This is a genomic window from Brevibacillus borstelensis, from assembly GCF_037834415.1.
Lineage (GTDB): Bacteria > Bacillota > Bacilli > Brevibacillales > Brevibacillaceae > Brevibacillus > Brevibacillus borstelensis_A.
Genome location: NZ_JAUMSJ010000002.1, coordinates 26,917 through 52,159 on the forward strand (window position 1 = coordinate 26,917; position 25,243 = coordinate 52,159).

Annotated in this window: 25 protein-coding genes; 4 read left to right on the plus strand and 21 right to left on the minus strand. The window is 53.9% G+C overall.

The genetic code is table 11. The features are described 5' to 3' along the window. Positions 1 to 212: 212 nt before the first annotated feature. Positions 213 to 977 (plus strand): MerR family transcriptional regulator, encoded by a 765-nt coding sequence (locus Q3F21_RS01990; RefSeq protein ID WP_340249645.1) that lies wholly within the window; start codon positions 213 to 215, stop codon positions 975 to 977. Positions 978 to 1,263: 286 nt separating this feature from the next. Continuing rightward, positions 1,264 to 2,094, plus strand: a complete 831-nt coding sequence (locus tag Q3F21_RS01995; protein WP_340249646.1) for a VanW family protein — start codon at positions 1,264 to 1,266, stop codon at positions 2,092 to 2,094. A 24-nt stretch (positions 2,095 to 2,118) separates the two neighbouring features. Here the strand turns inward: Q3F21_RS01995 and Q3F21_RS02000 are convergent, their stop codons facing one another. Continuing rightward, complete coding sequence (locus Q3F21_RS02000) at positions 2,119 to 2,550, minus strand: DUF4760 domain-containing protein (RefSeq protein ID WP_340249647.1); 432 nt, start codon at positions 2,548 to 2,550, stop codon at positions 2,119 to 2,121. A 143-nt stretch (positions 2,551 to 2,693) separates the two neighbouring features. On the opposite strand from Q3F21_RS02000, the gene Q3F21_RS02005 reads away from it, so the two are divergent. After that, positions 2,694 to 3,245 carry a histidine phosphatase family protein gene (locus tag Q3F21_RS02005; protein WP_340249648.1) on the plus strand — a complete coding sequence of 184 codons (552 nt, stop codon included), beginning with the start codon at positions 2,694 to 2,696 and terminating at the stop codon, positions 3,243 to 3,245. Positions 3,246 to 3,300: 55 nt separating this feature from the next. Here Q3F21_RS02005 and Q3F21_RS02010 read toward each other — a convergent pair whose 3' ends face one another. The 17 genes from Q3F21_RS02010 to hpf form a co-directional block, all read right to left on the minus strand. Next, positions 3,301 to 4,629, minus strand: a complete 1,329-nt coding sequence (locus Q3F21_RS02010) for an HD-GYP domain-containing protein (protein WP_340249650.1) — start codon at positions 4,627 to 4,629, stop codon at positions 3,301 to 3,303. Further along, positions 4,613 to 5,164: a DUF5317 domain-containing protein gene (locus tag Q3F21_RS02015; RefSeq protein WP_340249652.1), complete on the minus strand. Its 552-nt coding sequence runs from the start codon at positions 5,162 to 5,164 to the stop codon at positions 4,613 to 4,615. Before Q3F21_RS02015 ends, Q3F21_RS02010 begins: the two co-directional genes overlap by 17 nt. Positions 5,165 to 5,592: 428 nt before the next feature. Beyond that, entirely contained in the window at positions 5,593 to 6,564 is a 972-nt protein-coding gene (gene argF / locus Q3F21_RS02020; RefSeq protein ID WP_340249654.1) for an ornithine carbamoyltransferase, read from the minus strand. Next, positions 6,509 to 9,745: a carbamoyl-phosphate synthase (glutamine-hydrolyzing) large subunit gene (carB, locus tag Q3F21_RS02025; RefSeq protein ID WP_340249656.1), complete on the minus strand. Its 3,237-nt coding sequence runs from the start codon at positions 9,743 to 9,745 to the stop codon at positions 6,509 to 6,511. The genes argF and carB overlap by 56 nt, the downstream gene beginning before the upstream one ends. Next, positions 9,738 to 10,844, minus strand: coding sequence for a carbamoyl phosphate synthase small subunit (locus Q3F21_RS02030; protein ID WP_340249658.1), 1,107 nt, complete (start codon positions 10,842 to 10,844; stop codon positions 9,738 to 9,740). The genes carB and Q3F21_RS02030 overlap by 8 nt, the downstream gene beginning before the upstream one ends. A 251-nt stretch (positions 10,845 to 11,095) precedes the next feature. After that, positions 11,096 to 12,277: an acetylornithine/succinylornithine family transaminase gene (locus Q3F21_RS02035; protein ID WP_340249660.1), complete on the minus strand. Its 1,182-nt coding sequence runs from the start codon at positions 12,275 to 12,277 to the stop codon at positions 11,096 to 11,098. A gap of 17 nt (positions 12,278 to 12,294) precedes the next feature. Next, entirely contained in the window at positions 12,295 to 13,101 is an 807-nt protein-coding gene (gene argB, locus Q3F21_RS02040; protein WP_340249662.1) for an acetylglutamate kinase, read from the minus strand. Between the two features lie 12 nt (positions 13,102 to 13,113). Continuing rightward, a complete protein-coding gene (gene argC / locus Q3F21_RS02045; protein ID WP_340249664.1) occupies positions 13,114 to 14,154 on the minus strand; it encodes an N-acetyl-gamma-glutamyl-phosphate reductase in 1,041 nt (346 codons plus the stop codon). Positions 14,155 to 14,307: 153 nt separating this feature from the next. Further along, positions 14,308 to 14,670 (minus strand): cytochrome c551, encoded by a 363-nt coding sequence (cccB, locus tag Q3F21_RS02050; protein WP_340249666.1) that lies wholly within the window; start codon positions 14,668 to 14,670, stop codon positions 14,308 to 14,310. A gap of 80 nt (positions 14,671 to 14,750) precedes the next feature. Then, a complete protein-coding gene (locus tag Q3F21_RS02055; protein ID WP_340249668.1) occupies positions 14,751 to 15,020 on the minus strand; it encodes a YciI family protein in 270 nt (89 codons plus the stop codon). A 42-nt stretch (positions 15,021 to 15,062) separates the two neighbouring features. Further along, on the minus strand, positions 15,063 to 15,815 hold the full coding sequence (locus tag Q3F21_RS02060; RefSeq protein WP_340249670.1) for a glycerophosphodiester phosphodiesterase: 753 nt from the start codon (positions 15,813 to 15,815) through the stop codon (positions 15,063 to 15,065). Between the two features lie 40 nt (positions 15,816 to 15,855). After that, positions 15,856 to 16,975, minus strand: a protein-coding gene (gene prfB, locus Q3F21_RS02065) for a peptide chain release factor 2 (protein WP_340249672.1) whose coding sequence is annotated in 2 segments (ribosomal slippage) — positions 15,856 to 16,893 and positions 16,895 to 16,975 — 1,119 coding nt in all. Because the reading frame shifts where the segments join, the coding sequence is not laid out codon by codon here. A 75-nt stretch (positions 16,976 to 17,050) separates the two neighbouring features. Then, entirely contained in the window at positions 17,051 to 17,578 is a 528-nt protein-coding gene (locus Q3F21_RS02070) for a hypothetical protein (protein ID WP_340249674.1), read from the minus strand. Positions 17,579 to 17,631: 53 nt separating this feature from the next. Beyond that, entirely contained in the window at positions 17,632 to 17,856 is a 225-nt protein-coding gene (locus Q3F21_RS02075; protein WP_340249676.1) for a S8 family serine peptidase, read from the minus strand. After that, a complete protein-coding gene (locus tag Q3F21_RS02080; protein ID WP_340250092.1) occupies positions 17,792 to 18,052 on the minus strand; it encodes a hypothetical protein in 261 nt (86 codons plus the stop codon). Before Q3F21_RS02080 ends, Q3F21_RS02075 begins: the two co-directional genes overlap by 65 nt. A 253-nt stretch (positions 18,053 to 18,305) precedes the next feature. After that, a complete protein-coding gene (gene secA2 / locus Q3F21_RS02085) occupies positions 18,306 to 20,828 on the minus strand; it encodes an accessory Sec system translocase SecA2 (RefSeq protein WP_340249678.1) in 2,523 nt (840 codons plus the stop codon). A 350-nt stretch (positions 20,829 to 21,178) separates the two neighbouring features. Further along, positions 21,179 to 21,739, minus strand: a complete 561-nt coding sequence (gene hpf, locus Q3F21_RS02090) for a ribosome hibernation-promoting factor, HPF/YfiA family (RefSeq protein WP_340249680.1) — start codon at positions 21,737 to 21,739, stop codon at positions 21,179 to 21,181. Between the two features lie 205 nt (positions 21,740 to 21,944). On the opposite strand from hpf, the gene Q3F21_RS02095 reads away from it, so the two are divergent. Beyond that, a complete protein-coding gene (locus tag Q3F21_RS02095; protein ID WP_340249682.1) occupies positions 21,945 to 22,997 on the plus strand; it encodes an HD-GYP domain-containing protein in 1,053 nt (350 codons plus the stop codon). Between the two features lie 93 nt (positions 22,998 to 23,090). Here the strand turns inward: Q3F21_RS02095 and Q3F21_RS02100 are convergent, their stop codons facing one another. From Q3F21_RS02100 to Q3F21_RS02110, 3 genes are all read right to left on the minus strand, one after another. Then, positions 23,091 to 23,288, minus strand: coding sequence for a cold shock domain-containing protein (locus Q3F21_RS02100; protein ID WP_340249684.1), 198 nt, complete (start codon positions 23,286 to 23,288; stop codon positions 23,091 to 23,093). A gap of 91 nt (positions 23,289 to 23,379) precedes the next feature. Beyond that, positions 23,380 to 24,054: an ABC transporter permease subunit gene (locus Q3F21_RS02105; RefSeq protein ID WP_340250083.1), complete on the minus strand. Its 675-nt coding sequence runs from the start codon at positions 24,052 to 24,054 to the stop codon at positions 23,380 to 23,382. A gap of 86 nt (positions 24,055 to 24,140) precedes the next feature. Next, positions 24,141 to 24,950 (minus strand): basic amino acid ABC transporter substrate-binding protein, encoded by an 810-nt coding sequence (locus tag Q3F21_RS02110; RefSeq protein ID WP_340249686.1) that lies wholly within the window; start codon positions 24,948 to 24,950, stop codon positions 24,141 to 24,143. Between the last annotated feature and the right edge of the window lie 293 nt (positions 24,951 to 25,243).

The following is a 25,243-nucleotide window of genomic DNA, read 5'->3' on the forward strand; positions in this document are numbered from 1 at the left end:
GGAAGGATCTCGGCTGCAAATCCTGGAAAACTTGTTTGTCGCATACGCCATTCCCTTGGTTTTCATCTATAAATGGGATATATAAGAATAAAGGATAATGCTATAGATATTCCTTTCTATATTGCTTGCATGCAAAAAAACATTTTTTAAAAAAGCGATTGACTTTGACGCATACGTAAAGGTGTACAGTGATGTTGTCAGGAGGTGAGCACATGGAATATACGGTGCAGAAACTAGGCCAATTGGCGGGGGTCAGTACGAGAACGCTTCGGTATTATGACGAGATCGGGATTCTTAAGCCGGCGAGAATCAACTCATCAGGATACCGGATTTATGGTCAGGCGGAGGTCGACCGGTTGCAGCAAATCCTGTTTTACAGAGAATTGGGGATTACCCTGGACGTGATCAAGGAAATCGTGACCTCCCCGTCCTTCAGCCAGGCCCAGGCGCTAAAAGAACATCGTGAGCAGCTCCTCGACAGAAGAAAGCAGCTTGATCTGTTGATCAAAAATGTCGAAAAGACGATAGCCTCTATGGAAGGGAGAACGACCATGACCGATCGGGAGAAGTTCGAAGGATTTAAACAAAAGCTGATTGACGACAACGAGCAAGCGTATGGAGAAGAAATCCGCAGAAAGTACGGGAATGAAACCGTAGACAAGTCCAATCAAAAGCTGAAGAACATGTCGCAGGAGGAGTTTGCGGAGGTAAAGCGCCTGGAGAGCGAAGTGGCCTCCACTTTGGCCGAGGCCCACAAAACCGGCGATCCGGGAAGCGCATTGGCCCAGAAAGCGGCGGATTTGCATAAACAGTGGCTGTTGTATTCCTGGAGCAAATACAGCCCGGAAGCTCATGCGAATCTGTCGCAAATGTACGTGGATGACGAGCGGTTTAGAGCGTACTACGATGAAAAGCAGCCGGGAACGGCCGAATTTCTCAGAGACGCCATCCACATCTATACTGGCTTGAAGAAGTAAGTTCGCATGATAAGGTCGCTTTCGGGCAAGAATGTTGAAAAACGGGTTGTACCTGGGAACCAAGTCCGGGTACAGCCCGTTTTGTTTGCGATTTTAAAAATGCGCTTTATTCAGGTATGATCATATCAGACGACTCGAAATAGTCATGCTGCGCTCTAGTTATGCTCCGTTCTTTGAACGCTTCCCGCTTGCGCTGCCAGAGCCGATGATGCTCCATAACGGCGTCGATCGAACCGGAATGGTCTCATGCCTTATCCAAAAGGACCATCACATGTGAGAAAAGGATGTGACTCCCCTGAGATTGTCTCGCCTCCATCCCTTGTTTTATCACCTCCGGGTCAGCCAAAAGCGGCTTGGCCGGATGCTGTCTGACCGCGCCTCCAACGTTTGCTTTGCCCGGGAGCAGAAGACGTCCTCCCTTTCCTTTACCTGCAAAAAGCACCAGTCATTGCTCCGGAGAAAGCTGGGAAGCTCCGACCCGCAGCTGCAGGAAAACAAAATCGTCAATTTGCGGATTGCGATTCCATCCATTGACGGGCTGTTGATCAAACCCGGCGAGACCTTTTCGTTTTGGAACCGGGTTGGAAAGACGACAAAGAAAAAGGGATATGTGGAAGGGCTTCTGCTGTCTCAGGGAGAAGTCAGAACCGGCGTGGGAGGAGGCTTGTGCCAGCTTGCCAACCTGCTCTTCTGGATGGCGCTTCATTCGCCGCTCGCGATAGCGGAACGGCACCACCACCAATTTGACCCGTTTCCCGACGAGCAGCGCGTCCTGCCCTTTGGCAGCGGTGCCAGCGTTTTTTACAACTATGTCGATCTGCGGCTGTACAACCCGACAGAGCAAACCTTCCAATTGCGGGTCTGGCTGACCGATACGCATCTCAAGGGAGCGATTTACACGGATCGCGAGTGGCCCCTCTCTTACCATCTCGAAGAGCGGAACCACCAGTTTATCCGCCGGGAGGACAAAAACTACCGCCGCAATGAAATCTGGAGGCTCGTCATCGACAAGAAAACCGGAAACCGGACGAGCGAAGAACTGGCAATCCGCAACTTTTCCGAGGTCAAATACGCGCTGGACGAAGTTCCCCCTCGCATTCCGGGCTGTTCCATTTAATTTTCATACATTAAAATGAATATATTATGCATTCGTTTTGTACGGAACCTGCGGGACGTATTCCTCGCCCTTATGCTTTTTGATCCAGGCGAGCTCAGCTGCGGCCAGGCGTTCAAAATTTTCCGCAATATGAATGTCCCCCTCCGCTCTCCATCCCGCAATGATCGGATACATCGGCACATAAAACCCGTTGATATACCACATGTCAAACAGCAAGTCAGGGTGGACGAGACCATTTTTATGGAGAACGCCGATCATTTCGAAAAAGCCGTACAGCGTCACAAATTGGGAGAATTCTTCGCTCCCACGGGGATACCGGTCGATAAACGCACCGTAGCTCCATTCGCTGTTTGCTATCGTATTTGCGAACCACTTTTTCGCCTTTTGTATTCGTTCGGATTCATATTGCTGATACAGCTTCAAAATGATGTCGGCATCCTGGTAGGTAGGAATCATTGCTTTCACGCTCCTGTCTGAGTTGGAAAAGTTAATTATATATTGGAATTACCATTATTCAAAAAGGACAGACGTTTTGTCCATGCTTTTTTGCGATGAGCTTTTAGCCATTTTCCTGTTTTCTAGTAAAAGGAGGGTTTTCAATGAAACATTTCTACCTCGTCAGGCACTGTCAAGCGGAAGGCCAGGCTCCCGATGCGGCACTCACTCCCTTGGGCCGCCAGCAAGCAGAAGCGCTCGCCTCTTTTTTTAGAGACATACCGGTGCAGCGGGTCATCGCAAGCCCCTATTTGCGTGCACGCGACACCGCCGAGCCGCTCGCCCGGCATTTCGGACTCACCGTGGAAACCGACAGCCGACTCGAAGAAAGAGTTCTTTCCAGCCAATCAATGCCTGACTGGTACGAGCGATTGCGCGACACATTTTCCGATCTCGCGCTTTGCTACGCCGGCGGCGAAAGCAGCAGGACGGCCATGGATCGCGGATTTTCCCTGGTGCAGGAAGCTCTTTTGGCCCCCTGCTCCCACACCGTTCTAGTTACGCACGGCGGTCTGTTGTCCCTCCTTCTGAAACAGCTCGATGACAGCTACGGCTTTGCCGAGTGGGAAGCTCTGACCAATCCGGATGTGTACCGCCTCTCTTATCAGGAAGACAAATGGACAATCAAGCGTGTCTGGAATGAAGTGGCCGGCTAACCGTTCTCTTGAACAGAAATCGCCGGAAAGCAAAAACAGTTACAGCGAGCTGTTCCTAATGGAGCACCTCCTGTAACTGCGTTTGGTTATCTTGCTGGATGATTTTTTCAAGCTCTTCCCGGGACAACTGACTGACCACGCGAATAAACTGGTGAGCCAGCTCCGCATCAAACTGCGTTCCTGCCCCTCTCCTGATCTCCTGCAGCGCATCCTCTACCGGAAGACCTTTGCGGTAGGGACGATCGGCAACCATGGCGTCAAAAGCGTCGGAGATAGCCAGGATCCGTGCCATCAGCGGGATTTCGTCCCCCTTCAAGCCGTCCGGGTAGCCCTTCCCGTCAATCCGTTCGTGGTGAGAACGGATTGCGGGCAGCAGCTCATGAAACATCCCTGCCTGCAAGATAATTTCATATCCAATCACCGTATGCTGTTTGATCTTGTCGTACTCTTCCGGTGTCAATTTTCCTTTTTTATTGAGAATGTGATCCTCGATACCGATTTTTCCGATGTCATGCAAAATGCCGCCAAAATAGACCTCATCCACTTTATCCGGGGGCATTCCGATTGCCCGCGCAATTTCCCTTCCCCAGTGCGCCACACGCTGAGAATGGCCGCTCGTATAATGGTCACGGGCATCGATAGAAGCCGCCATCGTCGTGAGAAAGCTGTGGTTGAAGGTTTTGATTTCGTCCATTTTTTGATGGAGCTTGTTCATGTTATGAAAGTATTGGCGGAACACGATATTCAAGGCGATAAACGCGGCCAGCAGCGGAATGAGGGAAGGCCATCCGTATACGGCTACCAGACGGGCTCCAATACCGCCAATAATCATGAGCATGACGTACGTGTTTGATCCGCCCTTTACCATGCCGGTAAAGGTATCCAGCCATTTTACTTGAAAGAAGTAAGAGATTCCCGCAGCAACGAGCGACGTGTTGACGAACCAATAAACAACAATCAGCAACAAGTCCGAAACCATCCACGGCATCCCGGCCGAGTCGGCAGCGGTATGTAAAAACCCTACCAGCCAAAGGGTCAGCAAAATTTGGCCGCAGTTAAACATGGCCTTTTTCAAGGAAGAACGGCTTAGCACGGTCACGATCAATAATTCTACGAACGCAGCCCAGACTGCGACCCACGTGCCATACAACAGAATTCCCGAAAAGAACAAAGCGTTGTTGACAGTCAGTCTCGCATTAAAGGTGCTGATAGGGGCAAAAGCCCCTATGATCGTTAAAAACGTAAAAATAAACAAGACGCTCCAGTGATTGCGTGGCTCCCAATCCGGCAGGACCGAAACAAAAACGCCGATCGCCGCAAGAGGGAGAAAAAACTGAATAAACAGATGTTTGAAAAAACGGGCAAGGTCAATATTTCTCTGCATAATTTTTACCTTCGCGCAATCGAATTAAAGAGATAGGCTTGTTTGTAATGCGCTGAACAAGGAGAAACGTCCCCAACATGATAAACAGGTCGCCAATGCTTATAAGCCTCGGGATCGGGAACGGCATATGCATAATATCCGCAAGGAAAGGGAATACCGTTTGATCTGTCAAAAGCGTATGCTTGAAATCCGTACCATTCAGCAAAGGTTCGATCGGGTAGGGAAGCTGTTTGGCCTGCTCGATATCGACAGGCATTCGCCCCGCATTCAGCCAAATGACCAGCGCGTTCAAAAACCACCCGATCATGAATATCCTGATGTCCTCATGCTCCCTGTTAAAGTAGAAGAAGAGCAGCAGCGAGAGATAGGCAACGGATACAAAAACTCCGCCGATTGACGGGAAAAAGCCTGAACAAATCTGAAGCACAATACAGATGGCCAGGAAGGCTAGTCCGTTAAACGTCGGAATGCTCTTTACCCGCCCGCCTCTTAGAAAAGCGATGAAAAACGAGAAGGCTATCACGTCAAGCAGCATATGTCGTTACCTCCGAAAAAGCAATGAAAAACACCACTTAAAAAAGCGGTGTTTCTCTAGTATTCCTGCCTTTAGCCAACGTACCAGTTAGCAGAAGTCGCAGCAACGATACCTGCTACCAATAGAAGTGCTCCGAGCCATTTTTTCATGCCATTCCCCTCCTTAAATGAATAGTGGAGAAAGCTAGCTTCGCTACTTCGCTCTTATGACAGGCCAAGCGACCAGATACAGCCTGTACAGCTTTCCTCTTCCCGAAGGAAAAGGGTGGATTCGCTACTTGCTCCATACAGACCAAGCGACCAGATACAGTCTGTACTTCTTCGCGCTTTCATGCCTATATTTTACACATAAGTGACAAAATTCGGCAATAATAGATTCGTAGTCTATAAGCTTCAATTGCAAGTAGGGATTTATACCTAGAACTATATTCACACAACGGCAGCCAATACTGCTTTCTGAGCATGCAGCCTGTTTTCCGCCTGATCAAAGACGGCAGAGTTGGCACCGTCGATCACGCCGGCGGATACTTCTTCCCCTCTGTGAGCGGGCAGGCAGTGCAGGAAGAGGTAGTCAGGGCGCGCGTGGCTGACCAGCTCTTCATTCACCTGATAAGCGGCGAACGCTTGCAGCCGCTGCTCGTTTTCCGCTTCAAAGCCCATGCTGGTCCAGACGTCGGTGTAGACAGCGTCAACGTCTTTCACTGCCTCCACGGGATCGTGGGTCACCAGCAGCCTCCCGCCGTTTGCCTCCGTATATCCCTTTGCCTTGTCAACGATCGCCGCGTCCATTTCGTATCCGGGCGGCGTGGCGATGCGCACGTCCATGCCCAGCAGCACAGCCGCCAGCACGAGCGAGTTGGCCACGTTGTTTCCGTCTCCCACGTAAGCCAGCTTGATGCCCTTCAGCTTGCCCTTGCGCTCCCGGATCGTCAGCATGTCGGCCAATGCCTGGCACGGGTGGAATTCATCCGTAAGTCCGTTGATGATCGGAATCGTGGCGTGTTCTGCCAATTCCTCCACACCCGCGTGGGAGAACGTCCGAATCATGATCGCGTCGACATAACGGGACATCACTTTCGCCGTATCGCTGATCGGCTCGCCCCGTCCGAGCTGCAGCTCTTTGCCGCTCAGAAACATCGCCATGCCGCCAAGCTGGTACATGCCTACCTCAAAGGAAACGCGGGTCCGGGTGGATGACTTGTCAAAAATCATGCCCAGCGTTTTTCCCTGCAGCGGCTGATACGGCTGACCGTTTTTCTGCTGCTGTTTGATGTGGGACGCCAGCTCCAAAAGCTGCATCAGCTCTTCCCCGCTGAACTCGTCGATCCTCAACAGGTCTCTTCCTTTAAATTTGGCCCACTGTACGTTTGGAAAGCGATCCAATATCTTCACAGGCTGCATGCCCGTCACCTCTTTTCTCCGAAATGGCTTGCACGTACAAAGCGAATGTCTCGCTTGATGTAAACAAAGGAATTCCTTGCTGGACTGCCCGGCTGCGCAGGGCGAATCCGCTGCGGCCGCGGCTGTTCCCTTTGGTCGCGGTGATCAGGGAGAATGCCACGCCCTTTGCCTGAACAAGCTCTACAAGCGACTGCTCATCTTTGATCACGTGCGGGACGCTCAATCCGTTTTCCTTGAGCCAGGCCGCAGTCCCAGGCGTCCCTGCCAAAACGCCTCCCTGCTCCCGCAAACGTTTCAGCGCAGGCAGCACGGCTTCCGTCTTGTCGCCATCCGCAAGAGATACGAGGCAGATCTGCCCCTCTTGCCAGCTTGCGAAAATGTCGTCTTTATAGGCAAACGCCTTTCCCGCGGCTTCCGCGAAGCTGTGGCCGAGCCCCAGCACCTCTCCGGTCGACTTCATTTCCGGCCCGAGCGCCGGGTCCACACCCGTCAGCTTCACGGTAGAGAAGACGGGAGCTTTCACCACGGCGAACGAAATGTCCGGCAAAAGTCCGGTTCCGTACCCCATCTCCGCCAACTGCTCTCCAAGCTGGGCACGGACAGCCAGTTCGACCATCGGGATGCCTGTCACCTTGCTCGTAATCGGCACGGTGCGGGAAGCGCGAGGGTTCACCTCCAGCACGTATACCGTGTCGCCGCTGATGACAAATTGAATGTTGATCAGGCCGACCGCGCCCATCTCCCGGGCGATCGCCTCGGTGTAGCGAGTTATCGTTTCCCTGCATTCGTCAGTCAAGTACGGCGCCGGGAAAAGGGCAACGCTGTCGCCGGAGTGAATCCCCGCCTTTTCCACGTGCTGGTATATGCCCGGAATCAAGACCGAATGGCCGTCGCATACCGCGTCTACTTCCGCTTCCATGCCTGGCACGTATTTGTCGACGAGGAGCGGGAAAAAGTCCCGGCTGTTTGGCTGCTTCAGCCAAACGTCAATCGTGGCGGAAAGCTCGTCGGGGTCATGGACTACAACCATGCCCTGTCCGCCGATGACGTAGGAAGGACGCATCAGGACCGGATATCCCACTGAAGACGCTGCAGCCGCCGCTTCCTCGAGCGTGGATACACCTTGTCCGGGGATATGCGGGATGTTCAGCTTTCTCAGCATGGCGTAAAAGAGCTCGCGATCCTCCGCCCGCTCAATCGCTGCCAGCTTCGTGCCCATCACGGTCAGGCCCGCCGCTTCCAGCTTGGCCGCCAGATTGATCGCCGTTTGACCGCCGAACTGCACCATCACCCCGTCCACCCGCTCCCGTTCCGCCACATGCAGCACATCTTCCGCGTGAAGCGGCTCGAAGTAGAGGTGATTCGCTGTCTCGTAATCGGTGCTGACCGTCTCGGGGTTGTTGTTGACGACGACGGCCGCGATCCCTCTCGCCTGCAGCGCTTTTGCGGCGTGCACCGAGCAGTAGTCAAATTCGATTCCCTGCCCGATCCGGATCGGCCCTGAGCCGAGTACCAGCACTTTTTTGCCGGTCAGCTCCTCGACTTCGTCGACACCTTGCCAATCGGAGTAGTAGTACGGCGTCTGCGCGTCAAATTCGGCTGCGCAGGTATCGACAATTTTATACGTCGGCTTGATGCCGTACTTTTTGCGAAGCTGCTTTATGTCCGCTGCCGCGCATCCAGTCAGCTCTGCGATCGTCTCGTCCGCAAATCCGCGCCGCTTCGCTTCCGCAAGCAGCTCCTGGCTCGGCGTTCCGCATGCGGCCAGCTCTTTCTCCAATGCGACGATCCGGGCGAGGCTTCTCAGGAAAAACGGATCAATTCCCGTCAATCCATGCAGTTCACTTTCCGTAAAGCCTTGGCGAATCGCTTCCGCAAGCGCAAACAGCCGCACATCCGTCGCCTCCTGGACGAGCCTGGTCAATGTCTCCCGGTCACATCCGGCGAGGTCGGGGCGGGCGAGATGGGTGCAGCCCTGCTCAAGAGAGCGCACTGCCTTGAGCAGTCCCGCTTCCAGATTGCGGGCGATCGACATCACTTCGCCGGTCGCTTTCATTTGCGTCCCCAGCTGCCGGTCGGCCAGCGGAAATTTGTCAAACGGCCAGCGCGGAATTTTCACCACGATGTAGTCCAGCATCGGTTCGAAGCTGGCGTACGTATAACCGGTAATCGGGTTCAGCACTTCGTCGAGGTTGTAGCCAAGCGCCAGTTTGGCGGCGATCCGGGCGATCGGATAGCCCGTCGCTTTGGATGCGAGCGCACTGGAGCGGCTCACCCTCGGATTGACCTCGATCAGGTAGTAGCTGTCCGAATGAGGGTCGAGGGCAAACTGGATATTGCAGCCGCCGACCACGCCCAGCGAGCGGATGACCTTGGTGGAAACGCTTCGGAGCATCTGGTACTGCCTGTCGGTCAGCGTCTGGGAAGGCGCGACAACGATGCTGTCTCCCGTGTGGATGCCCACCGGGTCCAGGTTTTCCATGTTGCACACGATGATGCACGTATCGCTCGCATCCCGCATCACTTCGTATTCAATCTCTTTCCAGCCTTTGACGCTGCGCTCGATCAGCACCTGACCGATCGGGCTTGCGGCGATTCCGTTTGCCGCTACTGTACGGAGGGATTGCTCGCTGTCCGCGATGCCGCCTCCCGCTCCGCCCAGCGTATAGGCAGGACGGACGATGACCGGGTAGCCGATGGAATCGGCAAACGCGACGGCAGACTCGACGGATTCGACAGTGGCGCTCTCCGGCACAGGCTCGCCGATTTTCTGCATCAGCTTCTTGAACAGCTCGCGGTCCTCTCCGTTCTGGATCGCTGCCAATGGCGTTCCGAGCAGCTCTACGCCGTACTTCTCCAGTACGCCCGCCTCCGCCAGGGAAACAGCAAGATTCAACCCCGTCTGGCCGCCCAGCGTAGGCAAAAGACCGTCCGGGCGCTCCTTGGCGATGATCGCGCTCACGGACTCTACCGTGAGCGGCTCCAAATAGACTTTGTCAGCGACTTGCTCGTCTGTCATGATCGTGGCCGGGTTGTTGTTGACCAGCACGACCTTGACCCCCGCTTCCTTCAGGGAAAGGCAAGCCTGTGCCCCGGCATAATCGAATTCCGCCGCCTGACCGATCACGATCGGTCCCGACCCGATGACCAACACTTTTTGAATGTGCGGCAATTTAGGCATATCTCTTCGCTCCCACTACACGCATCGACTGCAAGAATTGTTGAAAAACATGCGAAGTGTCGCTTGGCCCCGGATGGGCTTCCGGGTGAAACTGGACGCTCATGACCGGCAGCGATTGATGGCGGATGCCCTCTACCGAGCCGTCGTTTACATTTCGATAGCTAACCGTCAGCAGCCGTTTGTCCAGCGACTCTTCCTTTACCACATAGCCGTGGTTTTGCGAGGTCATGTATACGTTTCCGGTCGTCAGTTCCTTGACCGGATGATTTCCTCCGCGATGGCCGTATTTCAGTTTCTCCGTCTTCCCTCCGAACGCCAGCGCCAGGACCTGATGGCCGAGGCAAATGCCGAGCGTCGGATACTGCTCGGCCGCTTTTCTCCATTCACCGCAATAGGCAAGCAGGTCTTCCGGATCGCCGGGCCCATTGGAGAAGAGCAGTCCGTCCGGCTGCAACGCTTGAATCTGCGCGTACGGCGTGTCAAACGGCACCACCGTCACCCGGCAGTCCAGCTCCAGCAGCGCGTCCAGGATCGATTGCTTCATCCCCAGATCGATCAGCACTACATGCTCCTGGGAGCCGGGGTAGCGTCTGATCTCTGAGCCGGATACTTCTGCCACCAGCGATTTTTTGACGTGCTTTGTCTTGAGCGCGACGGCTTCTTCCGCCGTCAGAGGCCGATCGGAAATGGCTCCCCACAGCGGGCCGTCCCGGCGCACCCGCTTGGTGATCGTCCGCGTATCGATCCCGGCCAGGATCGGAAAGCCGAAATCCTCCGCCGCTTCGGCCAGTGTCCGGCTGGATTGATAGTGGCTCGGCTGCATGCACAGCTCGCTGACGACCATTCCGGCCAAGGCCGGCTTGGCGGCTTCGTAATCGTTGTCGTTTATGCCGTAGTTGCCGATCAGCGGATACGTAAACGTGACGATCTGACCGGCAAAGGACGGGTCGCTCATCACTTCCTGATACCCTGTCATTCCTGTATGAAAAACCACCTCGCCGATTCCTTTCAATGGGGCCCCATACAGTGTTCCGGCAAATACCTCGCCGGTCTCCAGCGTTAAATAACCTGCTCCCAAACCTTGTTTCTCTCTGTCCATCTATGAAAGCCACTCCTCTCCAAAGGGCACTCACTTACGAAAATTTATGCAACTTACTGTATTAATATACATTTGCAATTATAAAAATGCAACGAGTTTTTTGGCGTTTCCTACTCGTTGCATGTATTTTCCTGTCTTTCTGGCTCCGCGGCCTTGCAAGCCGCTTCTTTTCACGAGCGTGGGCAGAGCTGTTTGGCATGCCGTTTGGCCGAATGCCGGGAACGCTTGCCCCCGCTTCTGTTCATTGCAGGCTACGCTTGGGCCAGCGCTTCCTTCAGCACAGCCGCTGCCTGGGCTATTTCTTTTTCCGTCGTGATAAACGACGGCAGGAGCCGGATGACTTGCGGACCCGCGAGCAAAAGCAGCAGTCCTTTTTCCCGGGCGTAATCGAGCACAGGAGCAGCCGGGATCGAAAGCTCCATTCCCAGAAGCAGTCCCTTGCCCCTGATCTCGACCACTTTGTCCGGATAGGCTGTCTTGAGCTGCTGCAAGCTGCTTGCCAGCACCTTATGCAGCTCGTTCACCCGCGCAAGCATCGCGTCTTCCTCTATCGTTTCCAGCGTGGCGATGCCTGCCGCCATGGCGAGCGGGTTGCCGCCGAAAGTCGTCCCGTGGGTGCCGGGAGCAAAAGCCAGGGCCGCTTCCTCCGTAGCCAGAACGGCGCCGATCGGGAAGCCGCTGCCCAGTCCCTTGGCCAGCGAAACGGCGTCGGGCACAATACCGTATTGCTGAAAAGCAAACCAAGTGCCGGTCCGGCCGATGCCTGTCTGCACCTCATCGATCAACAGCAGCAGGCCGTGCTCATCGCAAAGCTGACGGATGCCTTTGACAAACGACTCGTCTGCCGGATGTACGCCGCCCTCGCCCTGCACCAGCTCAAGCATGATGGCGCACGTCTTTTCGCTCACTGCGTCCTGCACTGCTGCCAGATCATTGTAGGGAACGGTCACGAATCCGACGGGAAGCGGCAAGAAGCCGTCCTTTACCTTCTCCTGTCCCGTTGCGGTCAACGTGGCCAGCGTCCTTCCGTGAAACGACTGGCCGAACGTAATGATTTCGTAGCGGTCTGTCCCTTTCACCTTCTGCGCGTAGCGGCGTGCGAGCTTGATCAAGCCTTCATTCGCCTCGGCGCCGCTGTTGCAAAACAACGCGCGGGAAAGACCGGAGAGCTCGCTTAATTTTGCCGCCAGCTTCTCCTGCCCCGGAACGTGGAACAGGTTGGAGCAATGCCAGAGCGTGTCTACCTGTTCATGCAGCTTTTTGGCTACTTTGGGCGGTACATGGCCCAAGGACGTGACGGCGATGCCCGAGATGAAGTCCAGGTATTCCTTGCCCGTCTCGTCCCAGACCCGGTTTCCCTCTCCCTTTACGATATAAATCGGCCATCTTGCATAGTTATTCATTACATGGAGTGGAGCTGTCGTCGTACTCATGGTTTCTCCTCCTCGGATTACTGCTTGATTTTCTCGACGGCCCCGGCAACGATAGCCGTACCGGCGTTCTCGCCCTGGCACACCTTGCGCAAATCCTCCGCTGTCCCGCGGCAAATCACGACCTGGGCCACTCCAGCCGAAAGCGCATCGAGAGCGGCCTGTACCTTGGGGATCATTCCGCCTGTGATAATCCCCTCGTTTATCATACGTTCGATTTCTGCTTGATCCGTTTTGGCCACCAGCGTTTTGGCACCGTCCGCCTCCGGCTTCAGAATGCCCGGAACGTCTGTCACCATGACCAGACTTTCGGCTCCCAATGCGGCGGCGACTGCCCCGGCTGACACGTCTGCGTTGACATTGTACCGTTCCGCTTCGCCGATCCCTGCCGCAAGCGGAGCAATCACCGGCACATAGCCCTGTCCGAGAATAGTCAGCGGAATCGCGGCATCTACTGCCGTCACTTCGCCTACCCAGCCCAGCGGCTTATCCGTCCGTTTCGCCGTGAGCATGCTGCCGTCCATCCCGCTCACGCCCCACGCTTTCGCTCCGTGCTCTGTCAGGCGTCTGACCAGCCATTTGTTGATCTGGCCGCACAGCACCATTTCCACTACCTGCAAGGTATCTTCGCAGGTCACACGCAGTCCGTCCACAAAGACAGAGGAGATCGCCAGCCGCTCAAGCATGCTGTTGATCGCAGGCCCTCCTCCGTGGACGACGACGAGCTGCTTCCCCATTTTCTGAAGCTGTGCAATGGTTTGAAAAAAGCTGTCGGGAAGCTGCTCCATGGTGCTTCCCCCGCATTTGATGACGACAATGCCCTGCATGTTTTCCCTCCTCTACGGAAAAAGCGGTACGACAGACAAGCCGGCTGTCTCCGGCAGCCCAAGCATGATGTTCATGTTTTGAATAGCCTGACCTGCAGCCCCTTTGACTACGTTGTCGATGACGGAAAGCACAATGACCCGGCCGGTTCTCTCGTCGACATGCAGCGCGATGTCGCAATAGTTCGAGCCATACACCTCTTTGGTGCGCGGATGGCTTCCCGGCTGGCGTACGCGGACGAACGGCTTATCCGCGTAGGCGGACTCGTATAGCTCCTGCAGCTCGGAAAGAGTTGCTGCCTTCTCCAGCTGTCCGTAGGCCGTCACCAGGATTCCGCGCGTCATCGGAACGAGATGGGGCGTAAACTGGACGAGCTGCTCCAACTCGGCCTGCCCTGTCAATTCCTGCTCAATCTCCGGCGTATGCTGATGGGATGAAACCTTGTATGCCTGGATGCTTTCATTGATTTCACTGTAGTGAACTCCGAGAGAAACACCGCGCCCTGCGCCGGATACGCCTGATTTGGCGTCGACGATCCAGCTTTTCGGATGGATCCAGCCCGATTTTGCCAGCGGAATCATTCCCAGCAAAGCGGCAGTCGGGTAGCAGCCTGGATTGGCGATCAGCTCCGCTTCCGCGATCTCTTCCTTTTTCCATTCGGATAACCCGTACACCGCCTTCTGCAGCCATTGGTCCGCCGCCGGCTGGCGCTTGTACCAATGCTGGTAGGCAGCCGCGTCCTTCAGACGGAAATCACCGGACAAGTCAATCACCTTCGCGCCGTTTTGGACCAGCTCCGGCGAGAGCTCTGCACTCACTCCCGCAGGCGTTGCGAGAAATACAACGTCGTTGTCCGCCCCCATTTGCCCGGCATCTATTTTAGCGAGGACGGGGAGCTCGCGAGCGTGCACGTGAGGAAACACGCTCGCCAGCGACTCTCCTTCTGACGTGCTTGAGTATAAATTCGCCACCCGCACGTGAGGATGGCCGGCCAAAAGACGTATCAGCTCGACACCGCTGTAACCTGTCGCTCCAACAATTCCGACCCGGATCATAGTTCCTCTCCCTATCTGTATTTTTATACATGAATAATAATAAAAATTCATTCAAAAAACAACCCTTGCAATAGAAAAAGCGCCCGACAATTTATCGGACGCTTTGAACATGCATTTTCTGGCAAGCGCTGTTTCGCTTCGCGTGTGCAACAGTTATTTCTTGTCTGCCAGCCAGGCTGCAACCGTCTCGGCGTCTTGATCCTTGACGAGACCGCCGGGCATGCCGCCTTTTCCGTTTTTCAGGATTTCCAGAATCTGTTCCTTGGTGTATTTGCCGCCCACATGAGTCAAATTCGGGCCGACGGAGCCGGACAGATCCTGTCCGTGGCAGCTGGCGCAATTGTTTTTAAACAGCGTTTCTGCCGTCGCCGCATCGTACCCTCCAGCAGGCGCGCCGGGAGTCGTCTCGCCGGCTGGCTGATTCGCAGGCGGCTGGGCCTGATTGCCTCCTCCTCCACAAGCGCTCATGAAAAGAACGAACGCAACAGAAAGCACAGTGAATGGGAAACGCTTCATGGCTGTTCCCTCCTTATTGAAGAATATTTCTTCGCTAAGTATGCCTCTGCTGCGCTTTATTCATTCTTCCTTTCGTCAACTCATCCCAGAGGAAATTCCAGCGGACTCCACTCACGCAATTCCAGTGTGCGGGCTCGCTGCTTTACCACCGGATCTTCCTGCGCCAAGCGCAGCGCTTCCTCCTGCGTATCGGCCTTGTAGATGACGAGTCCCCCTTTTTTATCGGTAAATGGGCCAGCCATCACGACTTTTCCTTGCTTGTACAATTCATTGATGTAGTCCAGATGGGCGGGACGTATTTTGGCATTCAAATCCTGATCGATAATTGTCAGCATAGCGACGTAGAGCATTCTTTTCTCTCCTTCTTCCTTTTGTCTCTGTGGAGAAGCGCGCTACCTCTGAGGCGACTCACAAAGGCCGCTCATGCTCCGTACCTCGCCAGGCTTGTTGGTGATAATCGCATCGATGCCATATTCCGTCAGCCTGGATGCATCCTCCGGTTCGTCTACTGTGTAGGCAAACACGCGCAGCCCTGCAAGGTGCGCCTGCCGGACGATTTCCGCGGTAACCAGACCATGCCAGAGATGCAGCGAGTATACCGGGTACGGCAGCGACTGCACGTATGTAACCGGATCGTACAGCCGGGCTTCGTACAGCAGCCCCAGACACAAGGCAGGCTCTCGCCGATGCACCTCTTCCAGGACCAGATGGTCAAAGGAAGAGACAATCAACGAGAGCTTGTTTTTCCACATGCGTAATTGTTCGGCCACAGCAGTACCGATTCCTCCGTACCAGGCGGGGCCGTTTTTTATCTCCACATTCACAGTGGCCCCTGCCGGCAAAAGCGACAACACTTCTGCCAGCTCCGGAACCTTCTCTTCCGAATGGCCAGGATCAAACCAGCCCCCGGCCGACAATACGGAAAGCTCGGCCATGGTCTTTGCCCCCACAGGGCCAAGGCCGCTTGTGGTCCTATCCAGCGTGTGATCGTGGATGACACAGAGACGCCCGTCTGCAGTCAGCTGGACGTCCAGCTCCACTCCGTCAGCCTGTTGCTCCATCGCCAGGGAAAAGGCTGCACAGGTATTTTCCGGCGCATCATGAGATGCTCCTCTATGACCGAGAATCAATGGCTTTCCCTTCATGGAAGCCTCCCCGCTTCTGTGCTGTCCGAAAAAGGCGTGCCTATTCCGGACGGTTGATTTGCGAACGGAGATACGCATCGATAAACGCATCGATCTCTCCGTCCATGACAGCCTGCACGTTTCCCACCTCTACATTGGTGCGATGATCCTTGACAAGGCTGTACGGGTGAAACACGTAGGAGCGGATCTGGCTGCCCCAGGCGATATCCTTTTGCTCTCCCTGAATCGCCTGCAGGGTCTTCTCCTGCTCTTCCCGCTTTTTCTCAAACAGACGGGCTGCCAGCATTTTCATCGCCCGCTCGCGGTTTTTGATCTGGGAACGCTCCGTCTGGCAGGTGACGACAATTCCGGTCGGAAGGTGCGTGATCCGGACGGCGGAGTCTGTCGTGTTGATGTGCTGACCGCCTGCGCCGCTGGAGCGGTAGGTGTCAATCTTCAGATCTTCGGTACGGATGTTCACCTCTGTGTCATCCTCGATCTCAGGCAGCACGTTGCAGGAAACAAAAGAGGTGTGACGGCGCCCCGATGAGTCGAACGGGGAGATTCGTACCAGCCGATGGACTCCCTTTTCCGATTTGAGGTAGCCGTATGCATTATGCCCCTTGATCAAGAGCGTAACGCTTTTGACTCCCGCTTCATCCCCCGGGAGGTAGTCCAGCGTTTCCACCTTGAAGCCCTTCGCTTCCCCCCAGCGAGTGTACATGCGAAGCAGCATGGATGCCCAGTCCTGGGATTCCGTTCCGCCCGCACCGGGGTGAAGCTCGAGAATCGCGTTGTTTTTATCGTACTGGTCGCTGAGCAACAGCTCCAGCTCAAAGCTTTCAAACTCCTTTTTCAGCGCCTGGGTGCTGTCGTACACATCCTGGATCATCGAATCGTCGCCTTCTTCGATGATCAGCTCCAGCATGACCTGCAAATCCTCGTATTGCGCATCCAGCTTGCCCATGGTCTCGACCAGGCCCTTCAAGGCGTTCAGCTCGCTGATTGTCTTTTGGGCGGCGTCGTTGTCGTCCCAGAAGTCCGGGGCCAGCATGCGCTCCTCCAGCTCCCCGATTCTCTCCTGCTTGACTGGGAGGTCAAAGAGACCCCCTGATATCCGCTAAACGTTTAGCCATGCTCGCCATCTCTTGCTTGATGTCGGCAATATCAATTAATGCCATGTGCGAATCACCTACTCTTCTTTATGCTATGTATCATTGTACCGTAATTCGGCGGAATCGCAACATGACCAGTGATCACGATCTGGTGCCCAAATAACGGGAGTCCGGGCCCTCCCACAGTGTTGGCGGTGCCGGCGCCGATCTTGTCTCTTGCGGCTCGTTTGGTTTTGTGGACGCTTTTTCCGGTCGGACCATACTGTTCAGCAAGAGGAGGATTGATCCTCCCGCACGTTTCTTCTTTTGCCTCGTTCTCGATTGGGGTACGCTGCGAGAGCCGGTTGCGACGTGGCCGCTTCCTGTCCCCGCGTCCGTAATGAATGCAGCCTGCAGAGGCAGCCTCCTCTCCCAGTTGGGCTCCGGCAGCTCGGTTGTCAGTCTGTGGTCGTCAAAGACTGCGCCTTTCGAGGCGACAATCACCCGCTGCAGGGAATCTGCTTCTCCGCCCTCCCCAGCCAGATTCTCTTCGGTTGTTGCACCGCCGTCTGCGAGCAGGTAGCTCTCTTTTTCGTCCTGCATGCTGCGTTTCAACACTTTCCAGGTCTCGTCGATTCTCTCCAGGATCAATCGCGCTTGAATTCCCATAACGTTTCCTGTCGTTCTCATGTCTCATCCCTCCACTCATCTCTTCATCAAACGTTTCCGTCTCGTTTCATCCGTCAGCGCATTGTAAATGCTTGCTTCCCCAGCGCCGAAGTACTTGTCACAGTCAGGTCCAGCATCTTGCCATTGGCGGCGATAGCACCGGCCACATGCGTTCCGTGGCCGTTTTGATCCCAAGCGTCGCTTGTTCCCGGCACAAGTGTTTTGTTGCCCTCTTCATCCGCATTGTCCCGAAGGTCCGGATGGTCGAAGTCCAATGGCCGATACAATCCCGATTTCATCGATAGCGGTTTCCACCGATCCTCCCGATTCTTCGATTCTCTCTTCGAAGCCGCTCGGGAGGTCGTTTTTATAAGCGATGAGATAGGCCCTTTCCTCGCTTTTCCCGGCTGCCGGGGTCTGTACCACAGAGAGGACGGAAGCTGCCAAGCCCAATACCAATGTCGTGCTCAGTACCATTCTGACTGCTCTATTCATCGCTATCAGCCTCCATCGAATAGTGGGTGTACTATCGATTGTAAGGATTTTCCCTATTTTTTCTATCAGAATCGTTCGATCCGATCTTGCAGTCTCAGACAAACAGCGATCATTTTTCCAACGAAGAAAGTGGGAAAGGGGCGAAGCCTGTCTGACGGTCAGGAAGAAAAACGAAAAAAACCCACTCTCTCCGGCTTCGGAGCGAGTGGGTTTCGCTGTTTTCTAGCAAAAGTGACGCTGAATCTATCGTTTTTTATTGATTCCGTTTCATCTGACGGCGGCGCTCCTGCTCCTCGGCGCGGCGTTGAGCGCGGTTTTTCGGATCGGCATCTCCGGAGGTATCGCTGTCAGGACGCTCGGATGGGCCGGACGTTTGCAGCTGAGACTGATCGGCCGCCTGACCACGAATTACTTCCTGACGCTCCAGGTTTTGGCTGACCTCTGCTTTCATGATGTACATCGCCACTTCCTCTTCGACGGTAGCGATCATCGACTGGAACATCTCGTAGCCTTCGAACTGGTACTCGCGCAGCGGGTCGTTCTGCCCGTAGGCGCGGAGGTGGATACCTTGACGAAGCTGCTCCATCGCGTCGATGTGATCCATCCACTTGCTGTCGACAGCGCGGAGAACGACAACCTTTTCAAACTCGCGCATCATCTCGCCGATTTCCAATTCACGCTGCTTGAACTGACGCAGCGCCTCCTCTTTCAAAAGCTCGGCGATTTCCTCTGCCTCTTTGCCCTTCAGTTGGTCCGCCGTCATGATTTCATCGTGCAAGAAGCTGGTGTTGGCTGCTTCGGCCAGGCCTTCGAGGTTCCATTCTTCCGGTACCTCTTCCTTCGGACAGAAGCTTTCCACAGCGCGGTCGATGACGCTGTAGATCATCGGCAGGACTACTTCGCTCAAGTCCTCCTGCTCCAAGATGTCACGGCGTTGCTTGTAAATGACAGCACGCTGCTGGTTCATGACATCGTCGTACTGGAGAACCACTTTACGGGCGTCAAAGTTGGAGCCCTCAACCCGTTTTTGCGCGGATTCGACAGCACGGGTAACGAGCCTGCTTTCGATCGGCATATCCTCTTCCATGCCGAGGCGGTCCATCATGTTCATGATGTTGTCCGCTCCGAAGCGTCTCATCAACTCATCTTGCATGGAGAGGAAGAACTGGGAAGACCCCGGGTCCCCCTGACGTCCTGCACGTCCGCGCAGCTGGTTGTCGATCCGGCGGCTCTCATGGCGCTCGGTACCGATAATGTGCAGACCGCCCAAGTCGGCTACGCCTTCGCCCAGCTGAATGTCCGTACCGCGGCCGGCCATATTCGTCGCGATGGTGACAGCGCCGTACTGACCCGCACGAGCGATAATCTCCGCTTCACGCGCGTGCTGCTTCGCGTTCAACACGTTATGCGGCACGCCCTTTTGCTTGAGCAGCTGCGAGAGCATCTCGGAGTTTTCGATGGAAATCGTACCGACCAGAATCGGCTGGCCTTTTTTATGACGCTCGACGATATCGGCCACGACCGCGCGGTACTTGGCCGCTTCGGTTTTGAAGACCAGGTCCGGCAAATCTTGACGGATAACAGGTTTGTTGGTCGGGATCACGACTACATCCAAGCCGTAAATCTTTTTAAACTCTTCTTCCTCTGTTTTGGCGGTACCGGTCATACCGGAAAGCTTTTGATACATGCGGAAGTAGTTTTGCAAGGTAATCGTCGCCAGCGTCATGCTCTCGCTTTGTACGCGGAGTCCTTCCTTGGCTTCAATCGCCTGGTGAAGCCCTTCGCTGTAGCGGCGACCCACCATCAGACGACCGGTAAATTCGTCGACGATCACAACCTCGCCTTCCTGGACCACGTAGTCGACGTCGCGCTTGAACAGGACTTGCGCTTTCAGAGCGGCGGTGATGTGATGGTTGAGAGTCATGTGCGCGGTATCATACAGGTTTTCAATGTTGAACGCCTGCTCGACCTTGGCCACGCCTTCATCGGTCAATGAAACGATTTTTAATTTTTCGTCCACCGTATAGTCTGTTTCCGCCTCCAGACGCTTCACAAAATGCGAACAGATGTAGTAAAGTTCTGTAGTGCGGTTGGCAGCACCGGAAATGATCAACGGCGTACGCGCTTCGTCGATCAGAATGCTGTCCACCTCGTCAATAATCGCAAAGTAAAGCGGGCGCTGAACCATCTGTTCTTTGTACAGCACCATGTTGTCGCGCAAATAGTCAAAGCCAAACTCGTTGTTGGTACCGTACGTAATATCGCAGTAATAAGCTTCTCGCTTTTCTTCCGCAGTCAGACCGTTTTTGTTCAGACCGACAGTAAGTCCGAGGAAATTGTAGAGCTGACCCATGATGCTAGAGTCGCGCTCAGCCAAGTATTCGTTGACGGTTACGACGTGAACGCCCTTGCCCTGCAGAGCATTCAGGTAGGTTGCCAACGTCGCGACGAGGGTTTTCCCCTCCCCTGTCTTCATCTCTGCAATACGTCCTTCCTGAAGGACCATACCGCCGATCAGCTGCACGTCAAAGTGGCGCATGCCCAAAACGCGCTTGGACGCTTCACGGACGACGGCAAACGCTTCGTTCATAATATCGTCGAGCGTCTCTCCCTGCGCGAGCCTATTTTTGAATTCCTCCGTCCTCGCCCGCAACTGCTCATCGGACAACGCTTGTACAGCTGGTTCCAGCGCATTGATTTTTTCTACGCGCTTAAACATCTTTTTGACTTCGCGCTCATTGCTGTCGCCAAAAATCTTTTTTACGAGTCCCAGCATAAGGACACCCCTTCCTAGTGGCAAAACTACCTTGAATAGACTTCCTGCGCAGCCACATCAGAGTCCCCGCAGGGGGCTTCCTAGTGGCAAAACTACCTCGAATAATCTTCCTTGCGCAGCCACATCAGAGTCCCTGAGCGGGGACTTCCTGGTGGCAAACCTGCTTTCTATTTCATGCACCCTCTTGCAGAAAACCTTGTAAGGCTCCAAGGGCAAATCAACCTTCCCTTTCATGAAAAACGACACTTTTTACATAGGCTTCTTCCCTAAAATGATATTTTATCAAATGAGAATAGGAGTACACAAGTAAAGGGAGTTGCCAGAATAAGCAACTCCCTGTTTGACGGTCTTTATTTCGGTTCAATCAATCCGTAACGGCCATCATTTCGGCGGTAAACGACGTTGACATCGTTCGTGTCGCTGTTCTGGAAAACGAAAAAGCTGTGGCCCAGCATATCCATTTGCATGACTGCTTCCTGGGCGTCCATTGGCTTTAGGTTAAAGCGTTTGGTCCGAACGATATCGATATCGACATCTTCCCCATCTTCCAAGTCTTCGGTCAAAACGGCGACCGCCTGGCGGTTATTCCCCGCTGCCTTGTTGGCCGATTCGACACGGAGCTTGCGTATCAATTTGGTTTTATGCTTGCGAATCTGTCTTTCCAGCTTCTCCACCACCAAATCGATGGAGGCGTACATATCTTCATGCGTTTCTTCCGCGCGGAGGATCACTCCGCTGAGAGGTATGGTCACCTCAATGGTTCCTTCTCCCTTGAGAACTCTCATCGTAACCTGTACATCAGCAGGGCTGGAGTTCTCGAAATACTTTGCAAGACGGCCCACTTTCTTTTCTACATAATCTCGAAGTGCTTCGGTAACCTGAATGTTTTCTCCACGAATGTGAAATTTCATGGTTCCAACCTCCTTCCGTCTTTCCTATACCTATTCCTTAGCAATGTAAAAAATCCTCCCAGCCGACTCAAAAAAACCTTTACAAAATGTTTACATTTCTACAAGTTACGACAATTTTCCCAGTAAACCTTCCAAAATCGACTATGATATATTACGATAATTAGGTAATAATTACCGCGCAACACAACTGAATGGGGGAATCCTCATGGAAGAGGTAAAACCTTCGCATTCCATCACGGGAAAGACGCTGGCACAAGACGTTTACAACGAGAACGGGCTCTTGCTCTTGCCGGCTGGCGCGGTATTGCACCAAAGCGACATTCGCTTACTTTGTGCCCACCAGGTCGAACGGGTATATGTAGCCACGGATGGCGACTTGCCTGATCCTCCCTCTCCCCTGCTCCATTGGAACGAAGTGGAAGCAGCTCGTGAATACATGGAAGCTGTCAAACAAACGGAGGAGTTGTTCATTCGGATCGCGACCGGCTCTATTCCTCCTCTTCATCAGTTCAATGAAGTGTTTTATCCTTTGCTGGACGATATTCTGCAGCGCTGCGGGGTTCAGCGCTTTATCTACATAAAGGAAGGAACCGCCCAATACACGTACCGGCACTCCCTGCATGTGGGTATTCTCGCGGCATTAATCGGCAAGCTGATGGGGCACACGCAGGACAAAATTGTGTTTTTAGGGCAAGCAGGCCTGCTGCATGACGTAGGCAAAATGTTGATTCCGAAAGAAATCCTGCTAAAACCGGAGCGGCTGACCGAAGACGAATACGAGGTGATGAAGCTGCACACCAGGCTTGGGGAACAGCTGCTTCGCCATATGGAGGGTGCAGACGAGCTGCTTGTCCTTTGCGCGCTTCTGCATCACGAACGGCTGGATGGAAGCGGCTATCCGGAAGGCCGCACACAGGAGCACATCCCGATGGAGTGCCAGATCGTCAGTGTCGCGGACGTATTTGACGCCATTTGTACGGACCGGGTTTATCGCAAGGGAACCTCCCCGTTCGAAGCCGCAACCGTTCTGTCCGAATTGGCCTACTCGGGGAAGCTGAACGCGGAAATTGTCACTCGCTTCATTCATTATGTCGTCATGCTGTATGTCGGGGCGGAAGCTTACCTCAATACTGGCGACCGCGTAGAAGTCATCATGATCCATACAGATGAACCGATGCTGCCTCTCGTACGCCGCGGAGGAGAGTATCTCGATTTGCGTCTGCACCGTTCTCTCCGGATCAAGAGCATCATCGGCTGACAGCAGCCTGAAAACGAAAAAATCCCCCATACCTTTCCGGTACAGGGGGATTCGCTTTTGTTGGTGGCTAGCCTTTACAATTAGAAACGAAAACTAGGGGATGACAACATTCGCTGCTTGGGGACCGCGATCCCCTTCCACGATATCGAATTCTACAGTTTGTCCCTCTTCTAATGTCCGGAAGCCTTCTTTTTGGATAGCCGAGTAGTGTACGAATACATCTCCGCCGTCCTCGCGCTCAATAAAGCCAAATCCTTTTTCTGCGTTAAACCATTTTACTTTGCCTTGCATGCTGATGCACATTCCTTTCTTTTGTAAAAACTTGGGATTCCCAATCCCATGTGAATGAATATATCATCCGCCCAAACGAGAGTCAAATGGCTCATTTGGTTGAATATTTCTTTTCCAGTCCCCTGACGACAATTCTCGACAAGAACAGCGTAAGCACCAAATAGACAGCGGCTTCCGTCAAATACGGGGGGTAGCGTTCCAAGGTGCTTTTGGCTACGCTCATCGCCGCATAGTTCAACTCCGGCGTGGCGATAACCGCAGTCAGGGAAGAGTCTTTCAACAGCGAGATGAATTCGTTTCCAAGCGCAGGAAGCATCCGGGTGAACGCTTGCGGAATGACGATCAGCCGCATGGCCATTCCTTTGGTCATCCCGAGCGAACGGGCCGCTTCCATCTGCCCGGGGTCAATCGATTGAATCCCCGCCCGAAAAATCTCGGCAATATAGGCCGCCGCATTCAAGGACAATGCAATCATACCGGAATAAATGGCTTCCGGGCTGCTCTGACCCGGAAAGAACACCTCCCAAATGGAAGGGATAACGGCAAAGTGAATCAATAAAATTTGCACCAGCATCGGGGTTCCCCGAAACAGCTCCACATAGATGGAGCTGGGAATTCGCAGCCACGCCTTGTTCGATTGCTTCCCCAAACTGATAAACAGTCCGAGAAGCGTCCCCACGACGGTCGCAATTGCTGTCAGCAGGATGGTATTGAGAATTCCGCGAATAAACAGTTCCCGATAATCATAAACGACACCCCAGTCCAGAGTTGTATCCTCCCTCCATGTTGTTTGGCTTTGGACGAAAAAAACAGCAGGGGTACGCCTGTTGACGTACCCGTCCGCGCTTCCCTCTACTCTTTATTAAAGTACTGATTGTAGATTTCTTGCAGCTTTCCGTTTTCCTTGATCTTCTTCAAGCCGTCGTTAATCTTGTTCATGATCTCGGTATTGCCCTTTTTGACCATGATGCCGTAATGCTCCTTTTCAAACGAATCGTCTTTAATCAGTTTGAATTTCTTGTCCTTGATTTTTTTCACGTAATATTGAATGACGCCATTGTCGCCGACGACGGCATCCACGCGTCCGTTAAAGAAATCATCCACAGCGGAAGGCATGTCATCGTATTCCTTCAGTCCTTGGTACGTGTCGCCGAACGCTTTCTTCACCACTTCGCCTCCTGTGGTTGCCCCCTGAACGCCGATCTTCTTGCCTTTCAAGTCGGCGAGCTTGTTGACCGGAGAGTCCTCTGGCACTAGGATCAGCTGGTTGGCCTCGAAATACGGTTCAGAAAAGTCGTACTTTTTCTTGCGATCTTCAGTGATCGTGATGGAAGAGATGCCGATGTCCACAGTTCCTCTGTCCAGCCCGTCAAACAATGGGTCCCAGCCGGTATTCTTCCATTCGACCTTGAAGCCGCCCGCTTCGGCAATCGCGTTTAACACATCGATATCGTGGCCGGTGATCTTGTTGTCGGCCTCCAGCATTTGAAACGGAGGGTATGCCGCATCAGTGCCGACCACGTACACCTTTTCCGACGTGCCTCCTCCGGACGTGCCGCTGCCGGAAGAAGCCTGGTTCCCTCCCGTTCCACAGGCAGATACCAAAAGGCCCACCCCGACAGTCAAGACAAGCGACGTCAACCATGTTTTCCTCAGCTTCATCTGTTCATGTCCCCCTTATCTGTGTCTACCTTGCCCCTCTTTTCCCCAGCTTTTGTCCACATCAGCATGCCGCTTATTTTGTGTCATCCACAGAGTTGTCCACATTATCCACAGGCCGTTGTGCACAAGCTGGGCATAACTCGCCCTACTGCTCTTTCTCCTTACCAATATGTTGTCTAACATGGAAATAGAACAAGGGTTCGCACAAAAAGGAAAGAAGGATTCCTATCAGAGATACTTCTCTCTAATACAAAGGAATCCTTCCGGAAAAGCTGTTTTATTGACAGAAAATT